The sequence below is a fragment of the Neopararhizobium haloflavum genome (assembly GCF_002750855.1).
Classification (GTDB): domain Bacteria; phylum Pseudomonadota; class Alphaproteobacteria; order Rhizobiales; family Rhizobiaceae; genus Georhizobium; species Georhizobium haloflavum.
In genome coordinates, this window is sequence record NZ_NWUC01000002.1 from 598553 (window position 1) to 620871 (window position 22319).

General features: G+C 61.8%; 25 protein-coding genes. 15 read left to right on the forward strand and 10 right to left on the reverse strand.

The genetic code is table 11. The features are described from left to right. Positions 1-9: 9 nt before the first annotated feature. Together CN673_RS07305 and CN673_RS07310 are read right to left on the reverse strand one after the other, a co-directional pair. A complete protein-coding gene (locus CN673_RS07305) occupies positions 10-882 on the reverse strand; it encodes a phosphoribulokinase (RefSeq protein WP_099865666.1) in 873 nt (290 codons plus the stop codon). Between the two features lie 5 nt (positions 883-887). Then, entirely contained in the window at positions 888-1937 is a 1050-nt protein-coding gene (locus CN673_RS07310; protein ID WP_099865547.1) for a class 1 fructose-bisphosphatase, read from the reverse strand. Positions 1938-2057: 120 nt separating this feature from the next. On the opposite strand from CN673_RS07310, the gene CN673_RS07315 reads away from it, so the two are divergent. Continuing rightward, positions 2058-3005, forward strand: coding sequence for a LysR family transcriptional regulator (locus CN673_RS07315; RefSeq protein WP_099865548.1), 948 nt, complete (start codon positions 2058-2060; stop codon positions 3003-3005). A 15-nt stretch (positions 3006-3020) separates the two neighbouring features. Here the strand turns inward: CN673_RS07315 and CN673_RS07320 are convergent, their stop codons facing one another. Both CN673_RS07320 and CN673_RS07325 read right to left on the reverse strand, forming a co-directional pair. Beyond that, positions 3021-3692, reverse strand: a complete 672-nt coding sequence (locus CN673_RS07320; protein ID WP_099865549.1) for an RraA family protein — start codon at positions 3690-3692, stop codon at positions 3021-3023. Between the two features lie 63 nt (positions 3693-3755). Beyond that, positions 3756-4520: a FadR/GntR family transcriptional regulator gene (locus CN673_RS07325; RefSeq protein WP_245409813.1), complete on the reverse strand. Its 765-nt coding sequence runs from the start codon at positions 4518-4520 to the stop codon at positions 3756-3758. Between the two features lie 172 nt (positions 4521-4692). Between CN673_RS07325 and CN673_RS07330 the strand changes: the two genes are divergently transcribed. From CN673_RS07330 to CN673_RS07365, 8 genes are all read left to right on the forward strand, one after another. Next, positions 4693-5661, forward strand: a complete 969-nt coding sequence (locus tag CN673_RS07330) for a Bug family tripartite tricarboxylate transporter substrate binding protein (protein WP_099865550.1) — start codon at positions 4693-4695, stop codon at positions 5659-5661. A 73-nt stretch (positions 5662-5734) separates the two neighbouring features. Continuing rightward, positions 5735-6181, forward strand: a complete 447-nt coding sequence (locus CN673_RS07335) for a tripartite tricarboxylate transporter TctB family protein (RefSeq protein WP_157928824.1) — start codon at positions 5735-5737, stop codon at positions 6179-6181. Further along, entirely contained in the window at positions 6181-7698 is a 1518-nt protein-coding gene (locus CN673_RS07340) for a tripartite tricarboxylate transporter permease (protein WP_099865552.1), read from the forward strand. Before CN673_RS07335 ends, CN673_RS07340 begins: the two co-directional genes overlap by 1 nt. Positions 7699-7723: 25 nt before the next feature. Further along, on the forward strand, positions 7724-8437 hold the full coding sequence (locus CN673_RS07345; RefSeq protein WP_099865668.1) for a 4-carboxy-4-hydroxy-2-oxoadipate aldolase/oxaloacetate decarboxylase: 714 nt from the start codon (positions 7724-7726) through the stop codon (positions 8435-8437). 5 nt (positions 8438-8442) lie between these two features. After that, positions 8443-9429 carry a D-2-hydroxyacid dehydrogenase family protein gene (locus CN673_RS07350; protein WP_099865553.1) on the forward strand — a complete coding sequence of 329 codons (987 nt, stop codon included), beginning with the start codon at positions 8443-8445 and terminating at the stop codon, positions 9427-9429. 72 nt (positions 9430-9501) lie between these two features. Then, the gene (locus CN673_RS07355) at positions 9502-10311 is read left to right on the forward strand and encodes an IclR family transcriptional regulator domain-containing protein (protein ID WP_099865554.1); all 810 of its coding nucleotides are present in this window, start codon (positions 9502-9504) and stop codon (positions 10309-10311) included. Continuing rightward, positions 10308-11666 carry a hypothetical protein gene (locus CN673_RS07360; RefSeq protein ID WP_099865555.1) on the forward strand — a complete coding sequence of 453 codons (1359 nt, stop codon included), beginning with the start codon at positions 10308-10310 and terminating at the stop codon, positions 11664-11666. The genes CN673_RS07355 and CN673_RS07360 overlap by 4 nt, the downstream gene beginning before the upstream one ends. Before the next feature lie 36 nt (positions 11667-11702). Then, positions 11703-12647, forward strand: coding sequence for a LysR family transcriptional regulator (locus tag CN673_RS07365; RefSeq protein WP_099865556.1), 945 nt, complete (start codon positions 11703-11705; stop codon positions 12645-12647). Here CN673_RS07365 and CN673_RS07370 read toward each other — a convergent pair. Next, positions 12638-13123 carry a RidA family protein gene (locus tag CN673_RS07370; protein WP_099865557.1) on the reverse strand — a complete coding sequence of 162 codons (486 nt, stop codon included), beginning with the start codon at positions 13121-13123 and terminating at the stop codon, positions 12638-12640. The two genes, CN673_RS07365 and CN673_RS07370, sit on opposite strands and share 10 nt — an antisense overlap. Before the next feature lie 281 nt (positions 13124-13404). On the opposite strand from CN673_RS07370, the gene CN673_RS07375 reads away from it, so the two are divergent. From CN673_RS07375 to CN673_RS07390, 4 genes are read left to right on the forward strand one after another with little or no spacing between them, the layout of a single operon-like run. Continuing rightward, the gene (locus CN673_RS07375; protein ID WP_099865558.1) at positions 13405-14784 is read left to right on the forward strand and encodes an amidase; all 1380 of its coding nucleotides are present in this window, start codon (positions 13405-13407) and stop codon (positions 14782-14784) included. 36 nt (positions 14785-14820) lie between these two features. Further along, a complete protein-coding gene (locus CN673_RS07380) occupies positions 14821-15807 on the forward strand; it encodes a TRAP transporter substrate-binding protein (RefSeq protein ID WP_099865559.1) in 987 nt (328 codons plus the stop codon). An 18-nt stretch (positions 15808-15825) separates the two neighbouring features. Beyond that, positions 15826-16335, forward strand: coding sequence for a TRAP transporter small permease (locus tag CN673_RS07385; RefSeq protein WP_099865560.1), 510 nt, complete (start codon positions 15826-15828; stop codon positions 16333-16335). A 10-nt stretch (positions 16336-16345) separates the two neighbouring features. After that, entirely contained in the window at positions 16346-17620 is a 1275-nt protein-coding gene (locus tag CN673_RS07390) for a TRAP transporter large permease (protein ID WP_099865561.1), read from the forward strand. A gap of 75 nt (positions 17621-17695) precedes the next feature. On the opposite strand, the gene CN673_RS07395 is transcribed toward CN673_RS07390, so the two are convergent. The 4 genes from CN673_RS07395 to CN673_RS07410 form a co-directional block, all read right to left on the reverse strand. Then, the gene (locus tag CN673_RS07395; RefSeq protein ID WP_099865562.1) at positions 17696-18172 is read right to left on the reverse strand and encodes a DoxX family protein; all 477 of its coding nucleotides are present in this window, start codon (positions 18170-18172) and stop codon (positions 17696-17698) included. Beyond that, the gene (locus CN673_RS07400) at positions 18169-18909 is read right to left on the reverse strand and encodes an HvfC/BufC N-terminal domain-containing protein (RefSeq protein WP_157928825.1); all 741 of its coding nucleotides are present in this window, start codon (positions 18907-18909) and stop codon (positions 18169-18171) included. Before CN673_RS07400 ends, CN673_RS07395 begins: the two co-directional genes overlap by 4 nt. Continuing rightward, positions 18893-19783: an MNIO family bufferin maturase gene (gene bufB / locus CN673_RS07405; protein ID WP_099865564.1), complete on the reverse strand. Its 891-nt coding sequence runs from the start codon at positions 19781-19783 to the stop codon at positions 18893-18895. The genes CN673_RS07400 and bufB overlap by 17 nt, the downstream gene beginning before the upstream one ends. 63 nt (positions 19784-19846) lie before the next feature. Then, on the reverse strand, positions 19847-20128 hold the full coding sequence (locus CN673_RS07410; protein WP_503128219.1) for a BufA1 family periplasmic bufferin-type metallophore: 282 nt from the start codon (positions 20126-20128) through the stop codon (positions 19847-19849). Between the two features lie 156 nt (positions 20129-20284). On the opposite strand from CN673_RS07410, the gene CN673_RS07415 reads away from it, so the two are divergent. Together CN673_RS07415 and CN673_RS07420 are read left to right on the forward strand one after the other, a co-directional pair. Beyond that, positions 20285-20842 (forward strand): sigma factor, encoded by a 558-nt coding sequence (locus tag CN673_RS07415; protein ID WP_099865565.1) that lies wholly within the window; start codon positions 20285-20287, stop codon positions 20840-20842. Between the two features lie 3 nt (positions 20843-20845). Continuing rightward, the gene (locus CN673_RS07420; RefSeq protein ID WP_099865566.1) at positions 20846-21484 is read left to right on the forward strand and encodes an NrsF family protein; all 639 of its coding nucleotides are present in this window, start codon (positions 20846-20848) and stop codon (positions 21482-21484) included. 329 nt (positions 21485-21813) lie between these two features. Here CN673_RS07420 and CN673_RS07425 read toward each other — a convergent pair whose 3' ends face one another. Further along, the gene (locus tag CN673_RS07425) at positions 21814-22065 is read right to left on the reverse strand and encodes a hypothetical protein (protein WP_099865567.1); all 252 of its coding nucleotides are present in this window, start codon (positions 22063-22065) and stop codon (positions 21814-21816) included. Between the last annotated feature and the right edge of the window lie 254 nt (positions 22066-22319).

The following is a 22319-nucleotide window of genomic DNA, read 5'->3' on the forward strand; positions in this document are numbered from 1 at the left end:
CGCTCCTCCTCACGACATGCGCCGCTTGCGTTCCATCAGCTTGTGGATCAGCGGCGTCAGGATGAGTTGCATGGCGAGGTCGAGCTTGTTTCCGGGGACGACGATCGAGTTCGCCCGGGACATGAAGCTGTTCTTCAACATCGACAGCAGATAGGGAAAATCGATGCCGCGCGGGTTTGCGAAGCGGATGACGAGCATCGACTCGTCCGGCGTTGGTATCCAGCGGGCGATGAACGGGTTCGACGTGTCGACGATCGGCACGCGCTGGAAGTTGATGTCGGTCAGCGAGAATTGCGGCGTGATGAAGTGCACATAGTCCGGCATTCGCCGCAGGATCGTGTCCATCACAGCTTCGGTCGAATAGCCGCGCGCCGCCTTGTCACGATGAATCTTCTGGATCCACTCCAGATTCATCACCGGCACGACGCCGATCTTCAGGTCGCAATGTTGCGCGAGATTGAGCACGTCGGTGACGACGCAGCCGTGAAGCCCCTCGTAGAAGAGCAGGTCGCTTTCGGGAAAGGCCTCCCAATCCGTGAACGTACCGGGGGGTGAGCCGAACGTCTCCGCTTCGCTGTCGTCATGGACATAGTGCCGGGTCTTCCCGGCACCCTTGCGGCCATACTCCTCGAAGACGGCTTCCAGCGTCTCCAGTTCGTTGGCTTCAGAGTGGAAATGCGTGAAGTTCGGATTCCCGCTCCGGGCCTCCCTTGCCACCTTTTCCCTCATAGCGACGCGATCATAGCGGTGAAAGGCGTCGCCCTCGATGAAGGCGGCATTGATGCCCTCGCGGCGGAAGATCTGCGCGAATGTGTGTTGCACGGTGGACGTGCCGGCGCCGGACGAGCCGGTAATCGAAATGATGGGATGCTTCGCCGACATCGTCTTCAAGCCCTGAACAGGCCGCGCTGGCCGAATAGCGGCGAGCGTTCGGCGATGAAGCTCGGCTCGGTGTGATAGCGGCCGATGCGGGCGACTTCCTTCGAGGCGCCGAAGACGAGCGGGGTTCGCTGATGCAGCGAGGCGGGCTGAAGGTCGAGAATACGGCTGACCGTGTCGGTTGCCGCACCCCCCGCCTGTTCGATCAGGAATGCGATCGGATTGGCTTCGTAGACGAGCCGGAGACGTCCGCTGCCGTAGCCCCGTCGCCCATCGGCTGGATAGAGGAAGACGCCGCCGCGGATCAGAATGCGGTAGGATTCGGCGACCAGAGAGGCGATCCAACGCATGTTGAAGTCCCGCTCCCGCGGACCTTCCGCACCCTTCAGGCAATCGTCGACATAAAGCCGAACCGCTTCATCCCAGTGCCGGTAATTGGCGGAGTTGATCGCGAACTCAACCGCGCGCGGCGGGATCATGCGGCTCGGGTAGGCTTCGACGAAGGTGCCGAGCCGGCTGGAAAACACGAAGATGTGCGTTCCGCTGCCGAATGACACGACGAGCGAAAGCTGCGGCCCGTAGATGAAGAAGCCGGCGGTGATCTGGCGATTTCCGGGCTGAAGAAACGTCGCGAGGGGCTGCTCATCGACCAGTCCGATCAGCGGCGAAATCGAGAATATGGTGCCGATCGAAACGTTGGTGTCGATATTGGAAGAACCGTCGAGCGGGTCGATGGCGAGGGCCAGTTTGGCGTCACGATCGAGGATAATGGGGTTTTCCAGTTCCTCCGAAGCATAGAGCGCAACAGGTGCCTTTCGCATGGCATCGAGGAAGACGTCGTCGGCATAAACGTCCAGATCGCGTTGCCGATCGCCATCGGCATTTTGCGTCGAACGATTGGCGGCAAAGGCTTCGCCGAGCGCACCCTGATTGATGGTGTTTCGCATCTTGATTGCGGCGCTGGTGAGCGCTCGCACGATCTCTGTACTGTCGCGGCGCAGCGGCTCGGTTGCCGACGTCATCGTGTTCAGGAATGCGTCCAGCGTCGATGCGGCCATACCCCGTCCTCCCATCGGCCGCCGAGGCGACCGTCTCCTGACCACGAGCAGACCGCGAGGAGGACAGTTAGTAAATTTTATTTATTTTACAGCATAGCTAAGATTTTTTAATGTCATGTCATGCGAACGTTGAGCCTGCGCCAACTCAAGGCCGTCGAAGCGATCATGCGGGAAGGCTCGGTTGCCCGAGCCGCCAAGGCGTTGAGCCTGACGGCCCCGGCCGTGACGCTTCAATTGAAACAGATAGAAGACGATGCCGGCCTCCCGCTTTTCGATCGGACGAGGGACGGCATGCGACCGACCGACGCAGGCCGCTTGGTCTTCGAGGCAGCGACCTTCGTCGACGAGCGGCTACGGCAACTGGATGAAGAACTGGACGCGCTCAAAGGCGTGCGCGCCGGTCATCTTCGTCTCGGTGCCGTTTCCACCGCCAAGTATTTCGCTCCAGCGCTCATGGCCGGCTTCAAGAAAGCCCATCCCGGCATCGAGATTTCGCTGATGGTGGGCAACCGCGAGGAGACTGTCTCCGCTCTGCGCGATCATCGCATCGACACGGCGTTGATGGGACGCCCACCAAAGACGTTCGCCGTGCGCGCGGCGCTATTCGGCGACCATCCGCTGGTCATCGTCGCATCCGCAGGCCACCGCCTCGCGGGATGCCGCGACATCTTGAAGGAAACCATCGCCGCAGAACATTTTCTCGTCCGCGAACCCGGGTCGGGCACCCGCATCTCGCTGGAGATCTTCCTGAGCGACATACCCGGCAGACTCGACTATCTGGGCCAGGAGATGGGATCGAACGAAACGATCAAGCAGGCAGTCATGGCCGACCTCGGCATCGCTTTCATTTCCGCCCACACGATCGCCCAGGAAGTGGAACTCGGCCGCCTCGTGATCCTTGACGTGGTCGGCATGCCGATCCGGCGCCAGTGGTATGCGGTCAGCCATGGGGACCGGACCTTTTCGCCCGCAATGCACGCCTTCGACACGTTTCTCGGCTCCGAAGGCGCCCGCTATCTGCCACTCGTATCGAAACCCTATCCCGCTGCGGCGTTCGGGTTATCCTAGCAGCACGCGCACAGTTTATTCGGCGCGGGTCTGGAGTGAATGATAGCCGTGACGCGCGCGGGCTTCACCGAGTGCGACGCCATTGCGGATATCCCCGAGAATCGCTTCCTCCTTTTCGTCGATGGCAAGAGCGGTCGCCAGCACAGCTTCTGCCTTTTGAAGCGGCACGACGACAACGCCGTTCTCGTCGGCGCAGACGACATCGCCCGGCGAGACAAGGACGGCTCCCAGGCACACCGGCACGTTGATTCCGGCCAACATGACGCGGTCCTTGCCGGTGCGCATATAGCCGCGACGGGACCAGATCGGATAGGAGATGGCACGGCTTTCCGCCAGGTCGCGGTTGACGCCGTCGATCACCGTGCCCTCCACGCCCCGCATCTTGGCGACCTCCGTCATGATGTTGCCCCAGACCGTGCAGTCGGTGCGGCCGCGATTGTCAATGACGACGATATCACCGGGACCCACCTGATCGAGGAAGTCGCCGACACTGCCACCATCGACGCCAACGGGCAGATAGGCGAGCGTGAAGGCCTGACCGGCAATGCTGGACGCTTCGTTCGTCGGGCCGAGCCCCTCCACGGTGCCGGCGATGCCGAGCCGATCCATTGCATCAGATACGGTCGAGGTGGAAAGGGCGCGGAACCGCTCCAGCGTTTCCTTCGGCAACCTCTGGCGTTCCGTCATGACGATGATCCTCCCTTAATCGGTATCAGTTCTTCTCATGCTGCGCCGTGGTCGGCGCGCGCGTTACAGATGGGTGGCCGGCCCGCCGACATGCGCGGTCCGGATCGCGAATTCCTTCTCGCGCGAAGCCGCAAAAAGATAGCGCTCGACCGATACGAGATGCTGCAGCATGGCGGCGGCGGCGGCGGCCCGGTCACGCCTCTCGATCGCCTCGACGATCCGATCGTGTTCGTCGAACGAATGGTGATCGCGCGGCGGCCGGTCTGTCTCCTCTCGATCGAGACCCCAGACGACCGTGCGGCGGATGCCGCTCAGGACGTCGAACATTGCGGAAAGCACCTGGTTCTTCGCTGCGTCCGCGATGAGCTTGTGAAAGCGGTTGTCGAAGGCCTCGTAGTGCCGCCAGCTTGCCGCCTCGCGGCTGTTGGCGGTGCAGTTCTGCAGCGCGGCTATGTCGAGCGGGCTGCTGTGATGGGCCGCCTCGCCGGCCAGCACCGGCTCGATGGCGAAGCGCGCGCGCATCACCTCCTGCGGATTGGTTCGCTGGGCCACGGCGGCGAGATTGTATGTATCGGTAATGACCGCATCGCCGACGAAGGTGCCCTTGCCGACATGGCGCCAGACGGCCCCCTCTTCCTCGAGGATAGCGAGCGCCTTGCGCAACTCTCCTCGTGAGGCGCCGACGAGTTGACTAAGCTCGCGCTCGGGCGGCAGTCGCGAATTCACCTTCAGTTGGCGTTGCGAAAGGTAGGCCCGCAACTGGACCAATGCCCCGTGATGCTCATCCATGCGTTGATCGAACCAATTGAGACCAATGTCACTGGCCATAACATCATGATTTTCGGACATCAAGCCAAATGCGTTGACCCATATTTTGATTTGGTTTAGCCAATAGGGGTGCGGCGTGTCCGCACAAATGGGAGGTCGCCGGAAGGGCGGCGAAGAGCGAGGAGGCATCGCCTATCGGCGATCAAGGCTCCTCGCGTGAGAGGAGGAAACAATGAAGCACGTAGCTGCTGTGGCGCTCTGCGCCCTGATGACGTCGGCCGCCGGGTTGGCTCATGCCCAGGAATATCCCGATCGCACGGTGACGATCATCGTGCCCTATGCGGCAGGTGGTATCGCCGACATTGCGGCGCGCACCCTCGGCGAGGCCCTTAGCGAAAAGTGGGATCAGGAGGTGATCGTCGACAACCGGACCGGCGGCGCAGGCTTCGTGGCCGCAACGGCCGTCGCCAATGCCGATCCCGATGGCTACACGCTCTTCGTCTCGGACATGGGGGTCAATGTCATCAACCCCTACCTGTTCGAAGACGTACCCTATGATCCGGCAGAGGATTTCCGGCCGATCACCATGATCAGCGACACGCCGCTCGTGCTCGTCGCCAATTCCGAAACCCCCTTCGACACCGCCGCCGAATACGTCGAATACGCCAAGACCAATCCCGGCGAACTCAGTTTCGGCTCGGCCGGCATTGGCTCGCTCAACCACATCGTTCCGGAATGGATCAATGCGGAAATGGGGCTCGACACGGCACACATTCCCTATCGTGGCGGTGCCCCGGCAGCCACGGCTATCGCATCGGGCGAAGCCGAGGTGGGCGTTCTTGCCTTGTCATCGGTCGGGCCGTTCGTCGACAGCGGCGAACTCAAGATTCTCGGCCTTGCGCGCGAGGAACGCGTCGAATCCCATCCCGACATTCCGACCCTTATCGAAAGCGGCATCCCGAACGTCGCGGCCGGCCAGTGGGCTGCGCTCTTTGCACCTGCCGAAGTTCCGGACGAGATCGTCGAGAAGATCGCAGCCGATTCCCTGGAGTTCTTGAACTCGGAGGAAGCACGCGAAACCTTCGGTGAACGCGGGGCTATCGTTGTGCCCATGGAATCCGATGAACTCGGTGCCATGCTCGACAATCTGCGCGAGCAGTTCTCCACGATCATCGTGGACGCCAACATCCGCGCCAACTGATCCTGTCTCTTCGAGCAGCATTCGACCCGGCGCTGTGCCGGGTCGAATGTCAATCATCCAGCGGGAGCGGGCGTTGCACACAGTTCTGTCGAAGGATTTCCTGGCCGGCGTCGTGTCGATCGGCATCGGCCTGTTTCTGATCATCCACGGTATCGACTACGGTATCGGCACGCCGCAACGCATGGGGTCGGGCTTCTTCCCCGTCGGGCTTGGCGCATTGCTTGGCTTCATCGGGCTTGCCCTGCTCTGGGGCGCGCGACATACCCGCGAGCCCGTGGAGGGTTTCCGACTGCGGGCGCTCATCATCATACCGCTCGCCATCCTTTCTTTCGGCCTGCTTCTTCCGCGCGTCGGCTTCTTGCCCGCCGGAGCGTTTACCGTCGTGCTGGCCGGGATTGCCGACCGACGGTCGTCGGTTCCGACATTGCTGATCGTCGCTGCAGTCGTCGTCACCAGCTGCTGGCTATTGTTCTCGCAGGGCCTTTCGGTTCGCCTGCCTCTCGTTGCATGGGATCTGTGATGGACGTCCTGGCCAACATCCAGCTCGGCCTGCTGACGGCGGCGACGCTCGAAAATCTCGCCTACTGCTTCGTCGGCGTGACGGTGGGGATGATCGTCGGCGTCCTGCCAGGTATCGGCCATCTCGCGGCAATCTCGCTCCTGATGCCGCTTACCTTTCATGTTCCGGCGACGGCTTCGCTCGTGCTTCTCGCGGGCATCTATTATGGGGCCCAGTATGGCGGTTCCATCGCTTCCATTCTCCTGAACCTGCCCGGCACGGCCTCGTCAGCAGTTGCCTGCCTCGATGGTTATCCGATGGCGCAGAAAGGCCGCGCGGGCGCCGCGCTGATGATCACGACGATCGCCTCCTTCTTCGGTAGCTGCCTTTCGATCGTTGTGCTCATCCTCATGGCACCGCCGCTGGCGCAACTGGCCCTCGCCTTCCATTCCGCCGACTATTTCTCGATGATGGTGCTCGGCCTGGTCGCTGCCGGCTCGATCAGCCAGGGCAAACCGCTGATGGGTCTTGCCAGCGTCATCCTCGGCCTCGCCATCGGTCTTGTGGGCATAGACGTCAACACCGGGAGCATGCGCTTCACCTTCGGCACTCCCGAGCTCTTCGAGGGCGTCAGCATCATCGTGATCGCCATGGCCCTGTTCGGGGTCGTCGAGGTCATCTCGAGCATTGGACGCACCGGCGAAGGCGCAAAGGTGCACGACGTGTCGTTCCGCTCGCTCATGCCGACACGCAATGAGCTGAGCCGGAGTTGGTGGCCCATGCTACGCGGCTCGGGGATCGGCGTCGGTGTCGGCGTTCTTCCGGGAACCGGCGGCGGGTCAATGGCATCTTTCATGGCCTATGCGGTCGAAAAACGGGTCTCGCGCACGCCGGAGGAATTCGGCAAGGGCAGCATCGCGGGCGTTTCGGCGCCCGAAGCGGCGAACAATTCGGCCGCTCAGTCTGCCTTCATCCCCACGCTGACGCTCGGCATCCCGGGCGATGCGATCATGGCGCTGATGCTCGGGGCCCTCTTGATCCACGGCATCCAGCCGGGTCCGCGCGTCGTGACGGAAAGCCCGGAACTGTTCTGGGGACTGGTTGTCAGCTTCCTGATCGGCAATTTCTTCCTGCTGATCCTGAACATTCCGCTGATCAGGGTCTGGGTGCGCATCCTGCAGATACCCTACAAGGTGCTGTTCCCTTCGATCATCCTTCTCATCGCCGTTGGCGTCTACAGCGTGAACAGATCCACCTTCGACGTCATGCTCGTGGCGGGACTCGCCTTCGTCGGATTCTTGATGATCCGCATAGGATTCGAGGCCGCGCCTTTGCTGCTCGGCTATATTCTCGGCCCGCTGCTGGAAGAGAACATGCGCCGCGCCCTCTTGGTCAGCCGAGGCGATTTCATGATTTTTCTCGAACGCCCGATCAGCGCCGTATTTCTCTTCTTTGCCCTGGCGATGCTCGCCTGGGTGGTATTTTCGTCACTTCGCACGCCGAAGCTCAATGAAACAAGTTCGGCCGAAAGCGGCTGAACCTCTCGCAGGGAAAAGACAGATGATGGGCAAGGCGGTCAGGACGATCGAGCGGGCGTCCGCTGAAACGGTGCGGGCGCTGGGCGAACAGGGCACGGCGACGGTGCATGAAGCACAGGGTCGCACAGGGCTGATGAAGCCACGTATCGGCGCCATCGTGCCGGGCGCCGCCATGGGCGGAAGTGCTGTGACGGCGCTTTGCGCACCCGGCGACAACTGGATGCTGCATGTGGCAATCGAGCTGATGCAGCCCGGTGACGTTCTGGTCGTCGCACCCACGTCGGAATGCCATGACGGCTATTTCGGCGACATCCTGGCCGAATTCGTCAGCCTGCGCGGCGGGGTCGGCGTGGTGCTCGACACGGGCGTGCGCGACGTTGCGGTCCTGCGCAAGCAGGGTCTGCCGGTCTTTGCCCGTGCCGTTTCGGCGCAAGGTACGGTCAAGGAAACGGTCGGCTCGGTGAATGTCCCGATCGTGTGCGGCGGCGTCCTCGTGACACCCGGCGACGTCGTTGTCGGCGACGATGACGGCGTGGTGATCGTGCCCCGCCAGAGCGCCGACGACGTGCTTGCCGCGGCCAGGGCGCGCGTCGAAAAGGAAGATGCCATGCGCGAACGGCTGCGGGCCGGCGATGTCACGCTCGACATCATCAATCTGCGCGAGAAGCTTGAGGCCCGCGGATTGCGCTATTTCGACGGCCCGCTCGACTGGAGTTCCAGCGATCCGACGAGGGATTGAAGCAAATGGCTGATAGCAATGTGCCTGATAGATTAAACATCGCCGTTCTCGACGACTACGCCGGGGTCTCGCAACAACTCGCGGACTGGTCAGGGCTCGGCGACATCACTGTTTTCAACGATACGATCAAGGACGAGGCGCGCCTGATCGAATGGCTGAGACCATTTGACGTCATCTGCGTGATGCGCGAGCGCACGCCTATGCCGGCATCGGTCCTCAAGGCGTTGCCCAACCTCAAGCTGCTTGTCAGTACGGGCGTGCGCAACCTCTCCATCGATCTTGCCGCCGCCGCCGAGATGGGGGTCATCGTATGCGGTACCGAGTTGCGTGGAAACGCCACGTCGGAACTGGCGATGGCGCTGATCCTGGCTGCCAACCGCAGGGTCATTGCCGAGGCGGACAGCCTTCGAGCGGGCGGTTGGCAAAAGGGCCTCGGCCGCGATCTGGCGGGCCAGACGCTCGGGCTCGTCGGCCTCGGCAAGATCGGGGCGCAAATGGCGGCGCACGCGCGCGGGTTCGGCATGTCGGTCGTCGCCTGGTCTCAAAATCTCACGCAGGAACGCTGCGATGCCATCGGCGTCGAGCGCTGCGCCGATCTCCCGACGCTCATGCGCGTCAGCGACACCGTGTCCATCCATCTCGTTCTGTCGGACCGCACCCGCGGGCTCATCGACCGTGACGCGCTCGCCGCCGCCAAGGACGGCGCCGTTCTCGTCAACACATCGCGCGGTCCGATCATCGATCAGACTGCGCTGCTTGATGGCCTGCGCGCCGGCCGCCCGGCGCTCGCCGCGCTGGACGTCTTCGACGAGGAACCCCTTCCGAAAGGTCATCCGATCCTGGATCCAGCGCTCATCGAAAGCGGCCGGCTCATTCTCACGCCCCATCTCGGTTATACCACTGAACAGACCTTCAGCCTGTTCTATCGCCAGACGGTAGAGGCGATCCGCGCATGGCGAGACGGAGCGCCGATACGCCAGATGGGTCTTTAGGATACTGCAGTGGCCGACCTCGTGGGAGAGAATGCTGGTTCAGGTCCGATAGCTCCAGGTGAACGGCCGTAGATGGAAAAGAGTGGAGATTTTGTCGAGGGCTTGGCCAAGGGCCTCTCCGTTCTCGAAGTTTTCGACAGGGCGCGGCCCGAAATGACCCTGTCGGAAGTCGCACGCGCGACCGGGATGTCGCCGGCGGCCGCTCGCCGCAGCCTTCATACACTCGTGACGCTCGGCTATATGCGTCAGGTTCAGCGGAAATTCGTGTTGAGCGCTCGCGTACTCAAACTCGCCGCCTCCTATCTCGACGCAGCGAATATCGAGGAGTTGCTGCTGCCAGAGCTGCGGCGGCTTGTCGGCTCGTTTGGCGACGCCGCTTCCGTCGCGGTCCTCGAGGGAGACGACGTTCTCTACGTCGCGCACTATTCGGAACAACGCGCCAGCCGCATGATCGCCTCCGTCGGCACCGTCTATCCCGCCTACGCGACGTCGCTCGGCAAGGTCTTGCTTGCGTCGCTGAGCCGGGAGGCGCTCGCAGCCTATCTCGACCGCGTGGTGCTGCGTCCGCTGACAGACAGGACGATCTGCGACAACGCATTGCTCCGTGAAACGGTAGACACGGCGCGTACCGATGGCTTTGCGACTGCCCGCGACGAACTCGACTATGGCATCACGTCCCTTTCGGTGCCGGTGCGCGACCGGTTGGGCCGCACTGTCGCGGCGATCAACAGCTCCGGGTACACCGGGCGGCTGACGATCGACGAGATCGTTGCACGGCGACTGGATGGATTGCGCACCGCTGCGGCGCGCATCGGCCGGACGCTGGACAGTTATCCACCGCTGCTGAATTCCTTCTTCAACCCCTCCATCTCCGAGCGATGAATGACCCGAGCGCGCTTGGCGCGGCCAGAACCATCATCAACGGAATGATCGCCGTCACGGCACTCGTCCTTATTCTGGCGCAGATTCTTGCTCTGTCGCCTCCTCAGATCGTGTGGCCAAGCCTTTTCGCCATCTATTTCAGCGTGAATGTGCGGGAGCTGAAAAAGAGCGGATCGGTCATCCTCGCCATTGCGGTGATGGCTGGCGGCGCGGCGGCCATCCTGAACAATTTCCGTCCACATTCGGCATTCGAGCAGACCGGGTTCTTCTTCGCGCTACTGGTCCTGCTGCAGTCCCTCGCCCGCATCGCAAGCCGATCTTCGGACGTGGTCCAAGGCGCCCAGTTCATCGTTTCGCGCGCGCCGGGACGGCGCTATCTCTTCGTCTCTCTCGGGACCCATCTGCTTGCGCTCTTCCTCCAGATCGGCAGCATGGTGCTGGTCATGTCGCTGCTGGCGGGCCGTTTTCGCGATGCCGGCGAGGCGTTGACGCGGTCCCTCGCCCTCGCCGCCATGCGAGGTTTCGCCTGCACAGCGATGTGGTCGCCCCTTTCGATGTCGATCCTGGTGATCTTTTCGAACATCGACGGCATCAGCTTCTTGGAAATCCTGCCGTTCGGTCTTGCCGGCTCAGCGCTTTACATCATGGCGGGCTATCTTGCCGACAGGCGCGGGCCTCAAGGCACTGCGCCGCCGTCTGCGACAAGCGGCAACCAACGCGGCGCACTGCTGCGGGTCCTGGCCCGCATCCTGTTCCTTTTTGCCATCGCCGTTGTCGCGATCGCTCTCTTTGACCTTCCACTGATCGAGGGAATCTTTCTGGCAGTCTTCACCCTCACCATTGCCTGGCGGCTGGCCGAATGGCTGACAAAGGGCGAGCGGCGATCGACCGTGCGGGAACTGTCGCTTTCAGCTGGCGCCATGGTGAACGAGCTCGCCATCATCTGTGGCGCCACCATGATCGGCGTGATCGCTGCCGATCTCGTTCAGAACCAGTCCGGCGTGGTTCAGGCACTGGGTTCGGGAGAGGCCGCCGCCATCGTATCCTTCCTGCCCGGCATCGTTTTCGCCGGTGGGACCGCAGCCATCAATCCGCTGGCATCAGTGACCATCGCGGCGAGCATACTCGATCCCATCTGGCCGCCAGGCGCCAAGATATGGCTGGCGATCGCGTTGAGCTGGGGATGGACGATCACCGCGTGTGGCACGCCTTTCACCGCGAACATGCTCGTCTCGTCCCGATTGATCGGCCGCAGTTCGAGCGCGCTCGCCTATGGCTGGAATGGACGGTTCACGGCATACACGGTCCTCGCCGCGGGTATGCTCGCCGCCCTCGGTGTGCTCATCTACTCCTGAAGCGCCATTTATTGCAGCCCACATCCTGGACACCGAATGATCAACCTGACCGCATGCAGATATTTTCTGGAGGTGCTCCACCTCGGATCCATCCGGCTTGCTGCGGATCGCCTGCATATTTCTCCCTCGGCAATCAGCAGACAGATCGCAAAATTGGAGAGGGAGTTCGGCGACACATTGCTCGATCGGCGCGCGAACGGAGTCCAGCTGACCGAGGCGGGCAAACTGGCGGCAAACCATTTTGCGACCATCCTCGACCAGGTCGATCTTATCAGGGGCGAAATCTCGGATCTGAGGAAGCTGAAATCCGGCAGCGTCTCCATTGCGACGGTCGATGGAATCACCGACCCCTATTTGTCGGAGCAGATCCTCGCATTTCGCAGGAAGTTCCCGGCCGTGGATTTTCGCATGCGCATCCGGGGGCGTGAGCGCGTTCTGGAGGCCCTCGAAAAACACATGTGCCAGATCGGGTTCGTCTACGACCACTTCTCGCATCCCATGATCGAGATCGTGGGACAGTGGCGGCAACCGCTTCTCGCCCTGGTCCCTCCTTCTCATGCGCTTGCGGACGGCAGACCTTTGCAATTGTCGGACCTGGCCGGCTTCGATTGCGTGATACCCGACGACAGCTACGGCATCCATCATCTGCTCAACCGGGCCTTCCGGAAGTTCGCAGGCCGAACCAGGCCGATCATGGTTGCGGATCAGCTGCACTTTCTGATCCGCCACGCGATACGTTCCAACGCGATTGTCTACGTTCCCCTTCAGGCCGCATTGCGTGAGGTGGAAGCAGGCGAACTCGTTCCGCTGAACCTGGATTGCCCGGATTTCGAGCATCGATTCATCTATGCGATCGTGCGCCGCGATCAGCGACGCTCGCCTGCATGCGACGCCTTCATCAACATGCTGACGTCCAATTTCTCCACGTACGAGAATTCGGATGCCAGCATGCTGGAACGTCTGCGGGCACGTCAGGCGTGAAGCTCGATCGTGATGTCAGCTTCAACAGGAGCGTTCAGCCCTAGCTCGTGCTGGGTCAGCGCTGCGCGGGCGTGCTTGCCATTTTCTTCTCCCCATAGCTCCACGAAGAGATCGGACGCGCCGTTCAGCACGCGGTGCGGTTCGGTGAAACCCGAAGCGCAAGAGACGTATCCGATCATCTTCACGATCCTCTTCACTCTGTCGAGATCACCGAGGACCGCCTTCATCATCGCCAGGTGATTGATCGCCATCAGGCGGGCGGAGGCATACCCTTCTTCGATGGTCAGGTCCGATCCGACCTTGCCCACATATGGCAGCACATCGTTGTCGTTCTCGTCGGGCTGAGTGCCCAGCGTTCCCGATGTGTACAGAATGTTCCCGACCACGACCCCTGGAACGTAATTGCCGATCGGCTTCGGCCTGCGGGGTAGAATGATCCCCATATCCTTGAGGCGTGCTTCCGTGGAATGCGGCATCGATTAGGCTCCCATTTTTGCGTTGTGAGGACGGCAGCCTATGGAATCCGACGCTTGTGGCGAGCGCACAAAGGGCAACGCAGCGTTGCCTTTCCGGCATCTTCGCTATTCGAGACCCTACCCACGAATGACAAATATCCCTTTAAAAACAATGGCTAAACGAGGAACCGCGTTCGATGGTACACCTGATCGTTGCCGCACCTCCGTGCGCTCGCCAGTAGAAGGGCAGGAATATTCTCGTATGGTCACAGAACGGTGTCACAGCATCAGGGGCCTGCGAAGTGTTCTCAAAACCACTGTCGGAGATCGCAGCGGAGATTCGCGACGGCGACACAAATCCTTCAGATTTGTTGCGCGCCGCGTCGGAGCGCTACGACGCGACAGAGGGGAGGCTGAACGCCTATCGGACCTGGGCCGGCGAACGCGCAGCAAAGCAGGCCATCGCCGTGGACACGCTGGTGGCGTCGGGCATTGATCTCGGCCCGCTGATGGGCATTCCGATCTCGGTCAAGGATCTCTTCGGCGTGCCGGGCCTTTCGACTTACGCCGGCACGAATGCGGCCTTTCCTCGTGAATGGGAAGCCGCCGGTCCGGTGGTTCGCGCCGTCCAGTCACAAATGGGGATCGTGACTGGAAAGACGCACACGGTTGAATTCGCCTTCGGTGGTCTGGGCACGAATCCGCATTCCGGTACTCCGGTCAATCCGTGGTCAGCCCCCGATGCGCCGAGGATACCCGGCGGATCAAGCGCCGGGGCCGGCGTGTCGTTGGCGCAGGGTTCCGCGCTGCTCGCGCTCGGGACGGACACGGCGGGATCGGTCCGCATTCCGGCGTCCTTCACCGGCCAGACCGCGTTGAAGGTCACGCATGGTCGCTGGTCGCTTCAAGGGATCATTCCCTTGTCGCCGTCGTTGGACACGCCCGGGCTCCTGGCGCGAACGATCGCGGATCTAGCCTACGGTTTCGCAGCGATCGACGTCGAGAGCGCGGCAGACATCGCCCCTATCCAGATGCATGGTCTTCGCATCGGCGTCATTCAGAATATGGTCTGGGATGATATCGATTCCTCGATTGCCGAGAACACCCAGCGATCGCTTCAACTCGTCGAGAAGGCAGGGGCGCATCTGAGTAAGGCCAAGCTGGCGTGTGTGGATGAGGCGCTGACGATCTTTCGCGCAGGCGGCCTAGCGGCGCCTGAACTTCGCGCGTTTCTCGATCGCAATTTCCCCGAACGGATCGAGCAGCTCGATCCATCGGTGCTGGCACGCGTCGAAGCGGCGGATGGCATCACGGCCTCCGATTATCTGCAGCGCATCGTCAATCTGGCCCAGTATGCCCGGACGGCCGGGCAGGTTTTCGACACGGTCGACCTGCTCGTTTCCCCGACAATCCCGATTACCGCACCGACAATCGCCGATGTCGCGGATCGGGACACCTATCAGCGGGCGAACATGATGGCCCTGCGCAACACAGCCCTCGTCAATCTTTTTGGATGGTGCGCCGTCACGCTGCCCACCGGGCTGGACGCCTTTGGCATCCCGTCCGGACTGCAAGTCATCGCACCGCCCAAGCAGGAACACCGCCTTCTGTCAGCTGCGCTGGCGATGGAACACGTCATCGGATCCGGTCCGGAGATACTGGGGAAAGCGCCTTTGGCCTGATCCGCCCTTCGAAGCCCTAGAACCACAGGAGAGACCATGAGACTTTTCAGCAAAGCGATCATTCTGGCCGTAGGCGCCTCGATCAGCGGCATGGCCCATGCCGCCGATTTCAGCTTCACCTTCGCTCACGTCCTCACTGAAGACACCCCCAACGCCCGCGCGGCCGTTGTGTTCAAGGAGGAAGTCGAAGAGAACTCCGATGGTCGGATCGAGATCAATATTCGCCCGGCCGCTCAGCTGGGCGGGGACGTCGAGATCATCGAACAGACCCAGATGGGCCTCGTCCATATAGCAATACCGCCGACGGGCAATCTCGCGAACTTCAACGAGCAGATGTATCTGTTCGATCTGCCGTTCCTGCTCAGCGATGAAGCGGCCATGAAGCGGGTTCTCGACGGCGAAGTCGGAACCGAGCTGCTTGCGACGCTTGACGGAAACAACCTGCATGGCATCGCGATGTGGGGCGCCGGATTTCGGCATATGACCAACAACATTCGCCCGATCAACGGTCCGGACGACCTCAGCGGCATCAAGATGCGGACCTTGCAGGCTCCGACCATCCTGGCGACCTACCGAGCCTATGGCGCGAACCCGACCGCAATGGCCTATGTCGAAGTCTACAACGGCCTTCAGCAGGGCGTCATCGAGGGGCAGGAAAATCCCCTGGCCAACATCGCCTCGATGAAGTTCTACGAAGTGCAAGATTACATGACGCTGACTAGCCACGCGTACCACACCTACGCTGCGGTCATGAACAAGCAAGCTTGGGACAGTCTGCCCGAGGATCTACAGACCGTCGTTGAAGACGCGATGATTGTAGGCCGCGACGCCGCCCGCAAGTTCACCCAGGAAGACGAGTCCAAGATCCTTGCGGACATCGAGGATCAGATCGAGATCCAGGAGCTTTCGGCGGAAGGTCGCGAGGCCTTCATCGAAGCCTCCAAGCCGATCTACGACGAGTTCCGCGAGAAGGTGACGCCGGCGCTGATGGACAAAGCGATCGCCCTGGCAAACGGCGAATAAGCGTAGGAGGGCGCGGACATGATCACCTGGCTGAATAAAATCGTGGACGTGATCGAAAACACGCTCGTCACCGGATTGATACTGACCGCGACTCTCGTCGCAATCGCGCAAGTCATCGCACGCTACGTTTTCAACAACTCGCTCTACTGGTCGGAAGAGGTCATCCTCTACGCTTTCATCACGATGAGCTTCCTGACCATGGGAATGGGCGTGCGCTACGCCTCCCATATCAGCGTTGAGGCGGTCTATGCCTTCGTACCGCCGAGCGCTGTGAGAGCCCTTCAGATCGGGGCGGCCTGTCTCGGTCTGGTCTTTGCCGGCGTTCTTCTGTGGTACGGCAGCAAGCTGGTCATGAATACGGCCCGCATGGGTCAGCTCTCGCCGGCACTGCGTATCCCGGTCGGATATATCTATGCCGTGATCCCCATCTCCGGTGGGTTGATGATCATGCGCTATCTGCTGGTTCTTCAGGAACTCATCGCAGGGCGCAGCTACACGCCACCCCAAGTCGACATCAAAACCAGCTGAGCATGCTTCCATGGTAGGCGCACTCGTACCCGTATTCTTTGGCCTGCTTCTGTTCGGCCTCCCGATCTTCGGAGCACTGGCCCTGTCAGTGGCGGCCGTGCTCTATTTCTGGGGTGGCATCGACCCCGTCCTCGTGCCGATGCGCATGTTCTCGGGCATGAACAATTTCTCGCTGATGTCGATCCCGTTCTTCATCCTGGCGGCCGAACTCATGCGTATTGGCGGCCTGTCGGAGCGGCTCATCAACCTTGCGCGGGCCGTCGTCGGCTGGCTGCCGGGGGGGCTGGCAGCAGCGGCAATCGTCGCCTGCCTGATGTTCGGATCCATCTCGGGTTCAAGCCCCGCGACCGTGATCGCCATCGGATCGATCCTTTACCCTGCAATGGTGGACGCGGGCTATGACAAGTACTTCTCGATCGGGCTGATAACGACCGCCGGGACGCTTGGGCCAATCGTGCCGCCTTCGATCGCACTCATCATATACGGGTCCGTCACCGGAACCTCCGTGGGTCAACTCTTCGCCGCAGGCTTGCTGCCCGCCCTGCTGATCGGCGTCATCCTGATCACCTATGCAAGCTGGTACTCCGCACGGAAGGGATATCCTCGTGACGCCATGCCAAGCGTCTCGAGTGTCGTGACCGCGGTAAAGCAGGCGGCTTGGGGCCTCGGCCTGCCTGTCATTCTGCTGGGCGGGATCTATTCGGGCGTCTTCACGCCAACCGAGTCCGCCGCAGCAGCCTGTCTTTACGGCTGGCTCGTCGGCGCAGTCGTCTATCGCAGCATTTCATTTCGCGACACGCTGACCGTGCTGCGCAACACGGGGCTCATCTCAGGCCCCCTCCTCCTCATCACTGCAGGCGCCTCAGCCTTCTCCTGGCTCCTTGCCAGTACGGGCGCACCCTCGCAATTGGCCAGCTTTATTCTCAGCGATACCAGCAACGGCATTGTGGTCCTGCTGCTCTTCAACCTGATCCTGCTGGTTGCCGGCTGTTTCCTGGACAGTGCCTCTGCCATCATCATTCTCGGCCCGCTGATGATGCCGATCGCATCGCAGGTCGGCGTCGACCCGATACATTTCGGTGTGATCATGCTGGTGAACCTTTCGGTCGGGATGCTGACACCGCCGGTCGGCCTCAATCTCTTCGTCGCGATGGGTGTCGCGAACATGAAACTGGGCGAGGTATTCCGTGCCACGCTGCCCACAATCGTCCTGATGCTGATCGCGCTCGCGATTTTGACCTATGTGCCGGTCATCAGCATGCTGCTTCCGAGCACATTGTTCTAGGATCACCCGCCGCCAAGCCAGCGCGCTTCATCACTTGGCTTGGCGGGCATCTGATGTGACGTCTGCCCTGCCCGCCTAAACGGTCCCTCGCCTCGACAACCCGTGATCGATCGAAAACCGTCCGGGCCCGTGCTTGATCAGCAGCAGGAGACACACCGCCCAGAGCCCATGGATCTGCCAGGCTTCCGGGTAGACGAAGACCTGAATGATCAGGGTCATGAGAAGCAGGGCAAACGCGGAAAGGCGCGTGGCAAGGCCGATGACGAGCAGGATCGGAAAGAAGTGCTCTGCGACGGTCGCCATCACGGCAGCCAAACGAGGGTCGATCAACGGCAACGCGTATTCGTGCTCGAACAGGAAATAGGTCTGCGGCTTGATCGTCAGGCCATCGATCTTCGTGCGGCCGGACGCCCAGAACACCGAGGCGATAACCAACCGGGCTGCCAGCGATAGCAGGGAACTGGGTACGCTTTGCGCAACGCCGCGGCCCCGGCTGGACAGCATGCGAATGCGCGAGCCCCAATCCGAGGCTGTCGGAATCAACTGCGTCATTGCCTTGTCTCCCGGCTGTCCTTTATGAGCGCGCCCCAATTGGCGAGTTGACCGATCACGGCAACGTCCCCGATCTCTTCGCCGTTGAGAGCCCGGCGCGGCAGCGCGTCGAACACATCGGCAACGACCTCTTCGATGAGGTGGAGATTGACGGTCATCGCCGGCCGCGCGATCAGCACGGTCTCAGCCTTTGTGGCGCGGATGCGCTCGGGCAACGAACCGGGCTGATTGGCAAGCCAGATGGTGAAAACGGGGAAGCGGGAGCGCAGCACCATCGCAGCCGGGTGGGGCCGCAGGCGGGGCCGGGCCTTGGCCAGATGCAGCATCGCTTCCGAAGACGTCAAAGGCACGGCATCGGCTGCATGATAGGCGTGAACGCGCAGCACTTCGAGCGTCGCGACATCCGCGAGATATGGGAGAGCCGATGCGGGTGGAAATCGCTGGATGAATCCGGGAAACCCATCACCGTACCGCATCAGGGCCGGCGACCGCGGCGGAGTTGCGAGCACGAAAGCGCGTGCCATGGCGCGGAAGAAATCAGCGCCGACCAATCGCCGAACGACAGGAAAGCTGGCCGCCAACTGTTCGACCAGTCCGGAGACGACGTTGTTTCGATGGACCGCGAAACGCTCCGCCTGCTGGCCGCCCGGGTCGGCGAGAACGCCTGCGGGCAATGCAACGTCCGGCCCAATGACGGCCGCGGCGAAGGCTGCTTGAACATCAGCAAAGGACGGCATGTGTTTCACCCACCTTGTTCGACGTTTCAGCATGACGTCCCGCCCGGTCCATGACGTTGGCAGCCCGTTGCGCCTCGCCGAACAGGATCGGCCATTCGGGCACGTCGTTGTCCCACTCGATAAGCGTCGGCAGCGCTCCGCATTGCGCGATGATCGTTTCGAACAGGTCCCAGACCGGATCGGCAACCGCAGCGGAATGCGAGTCGATCAGAAGCGTGGCGCCGTCCGACAGGCGATCGGCGTGATGTCCGCCAAGATGGACCTCACCCACCGCGCGGAGCGGGATGGCGGAAAGATACTCGCGCGCCGCTGTGCCATGGTTGACGGCACTGACGAAAACGTTGTTCAGATCAAGCAGCAATCCACAGCCGGTGCATTCGACAACCGCGCCGAGAAAATCGGTTTCGGTCATCGTGCTGTCGTTGAAGCTGAGATATGTCGACGGATTCTCGAGGAGCATCTGGCGACCGAGCAGATCCTGCACCTCGTCGATATGGGCCGAGACCCAATCGAGGGTTTCCGCCGTATAAGGCAGGGGCAACAGGTCGGCAAAATGGTTCTCGCCGTGGCTGGACCAGGCGAGGTGCTCGGAAAAACTCGCCGGCTGGTAGCGATCGCAAAGACGCTTGATACGCTGGAGATGGGAACGATCAAGAGGCGCCGGCGCACCGATATTCAATCCCACCCCGTGGATCGACAGAGCGAGGTCTTCGCTCAGACGCGATAGTTGCGCGTGTGGCGGTCCACCCTCGCCCAAGAAGTTCTCGGCGTGCACTTCGACGAAGGCAAGGTTGGGCCTCGTCCCGATAATGTCGGCGAAGTGTCGGGCCTTGAAGCCGACACCGACGCCCAACGGCAATGCAGCGGGTATCATGATGCAATTCTCCCGATGGGGCGGGGCCACGCGCAAGCCGACGCGGCCCCTGCCGATCGCGTGTCAGGCGTCCCGCTCGATCGGCTCGAGCGAGCCCATACCAAGTGGCGTCTCGATATCGGCGCAGGTGCCGGCCGGAACCAGCGTCCACGCATTGCCCTGATAGTCGGTCGTGGAGGTGCCGGCGCAGGTCGTGCCCGGTCCTGCGGCGCAGTCGTTCTCGCCAGCAAGCGAAACGCCGTAGCATTTCTCCATGTCCTCCTGGGCCATGCTGGGCGTGGCGGAAAGTGCCATGGCGACGGTGAGCGAACCAACGGCGACAAGTATGCGATAATCTGGCTTCACGGGTCTCTCCTTCGGAAACGAACGACGCGGCAAACCCGCGACATCTGCGTTTTCGTCGAAGATGGCGCCGGTGTTACAGCGCTCACGGCTTCGTGTTTTTCAAGTGATGCCTGGTGCGGATGTAACAATCCGGTACGCGGCAGCGAAAGGAAGGCAATGGTGGCCTTGGACGAGACGCGCCTGGCAGATCTTCTGCGCCGTGCAAACCGCGGCGATGCTGCCGCATACGCGGATTTCTATCGCACGCTACTTCCCGCCCTGAGGCAGATCGCCCACGGTGTGGTGAGAACTGTCGGTGGCCGCCCGTCGGACGTAGAGGACGTGGTGCAGGAAACGATGATCGCAATCCATCTCAAACGTCACACCTGGCGTGAGTCCGAAATGGTCGGACCGTGGATACGCGCGATATCGCGCTACAAGTCGGTCGATGTCATGAGGCGTCGCGGACGCCACGGCGCGTCGGTGGACATAGACGTCGTTACGGAAACACTCGCTGCGCCGACGATCGAGGACCCGACAGCACGAACCGACCTGGAACGCTATGTCTCAAGACTGGGCGGCAAGCCGGGAGCGATAGTCAAGGCCATCGGTCTCGATGGCCAGGAGATTGTCGAGGTCGCCAGGCGGATGTCGATGAGCGAGGGCGCCGTGCGCGTTGCGCTCCATCGTGGGCTGCGCAAACTTGCGGCGCTCAGAACACAGGAAGCGGATTGAACCATGGAGACGGAAAAGCTGATCGCGGCACTTTCGCAGGATGCCGCATTGCCGCAACGCTCCCTTGTGCAGCGCCAGCTTGCTGCCGGATCGATCGCCGTTGTCGTTGCCTTCTGCGCGTTCGCACTTTTCGTCGGTCCGAGAAGTGACATCGCCTCAGCGCTTGAGACGCCACGATTCTTGCTGAAGCCGGTATTGACGCTGCTGCTTTTCGCAGCCGCATTTTTCGCCCTCGCACGCGCGATACGGCCCGGCTCCAAGCCCGGATCGGCGCAAGCCGCGCTGCTGATCGCGCCCGTTTTTCTTGGCATCGCAGTCATCACGGAAATGACGATTGTCCCATCGGCCCAATGGGGCGAGAAAATGCTCGGTACGAACGCGATGCTGTGCCTGACCGTCATGCCGGCGCTTTCGTTCGGACCGTTGATGGCCTTTCTCTGGTTCTTGCGGCAGGGAGCCCCGACCCATCCCGCCCGCGCCGGGGCGATCGCCGGCCTTGCCGCCGCCGGGCTCGGGGCCACCTTCTATGCGCTTCACTGCACCGACGACAGCCCGCTGTTCGTCACCGTATGGTATCCCATGGCAACAGCGATCGTCGTTACGGTCGGGTCACTGATGGGGCGGCGGTTGCTACGCTGGTAGGCGGATGGGCAGGTAACCATCTCGGCGACACGGAGCCATTCCGCCGGTTGGATTTTGTGCTCACATCGGCACTGCCACATTTTGGCGTGCTGCCAACCCAATGATGCAATCAGGATGGGGGTTGACAGGTTCGTCATCCAATTTGGAATGATTGTTCCGGATCGGAAAGCGCTCGGCATGAGCGTCAAGCACGAGGGAGACCCGGCCCAGATCAGCCGGCGCCCTGGGCCGGAAGGTCGCGCATATGCGGGTCAACAAGCTAGCGTTGGAGCTTCAGAGCGGATTGCATGGGCGAGACTTGCTCGCCCATGCGTTGGCATCAGTCGAATTCAGCGCAGTATCTGGGAACGCGGCGACGCGTCGCCGAAGCGATCATGACCTCGTGCGGTCATGCCGCCGCGAGCGGGATCGGCAATGCCAATCGCGGCGGTAGGGGTATAGTCGATGCCCGGAGAGACGGTTTCAAAATTCGGCGCCGCATCGCCGAAGCGATTGCTAGCACCATAGTCGCCGCTGTCCGAAGCGGAGACGCCTGCCAGTGGAATGGCTGCCAGGATCGTGGCTAGGATGATCGTTCGCATGATGGTTCTCCTGAATTGGGTTGGCTTGTCAGAAGCGGTTGTCCCGCATCTGCTATGGTCTTCGCCCACCCTGGAGCGTTTGTTACCTGCCGGAGATCACAGAGCAGTGAGCACGCGAAACGCTCTGTTCCGCAACCGGCGACACCACCGCATGCCTTCAGCCGAACGATGCGCTGGCAAACGCATAGATCGGCACGGGCCATTCTGGCCTTTCGAGGATTGCTGCCATCCAAGCGCAGCCGCACCGCACCGGC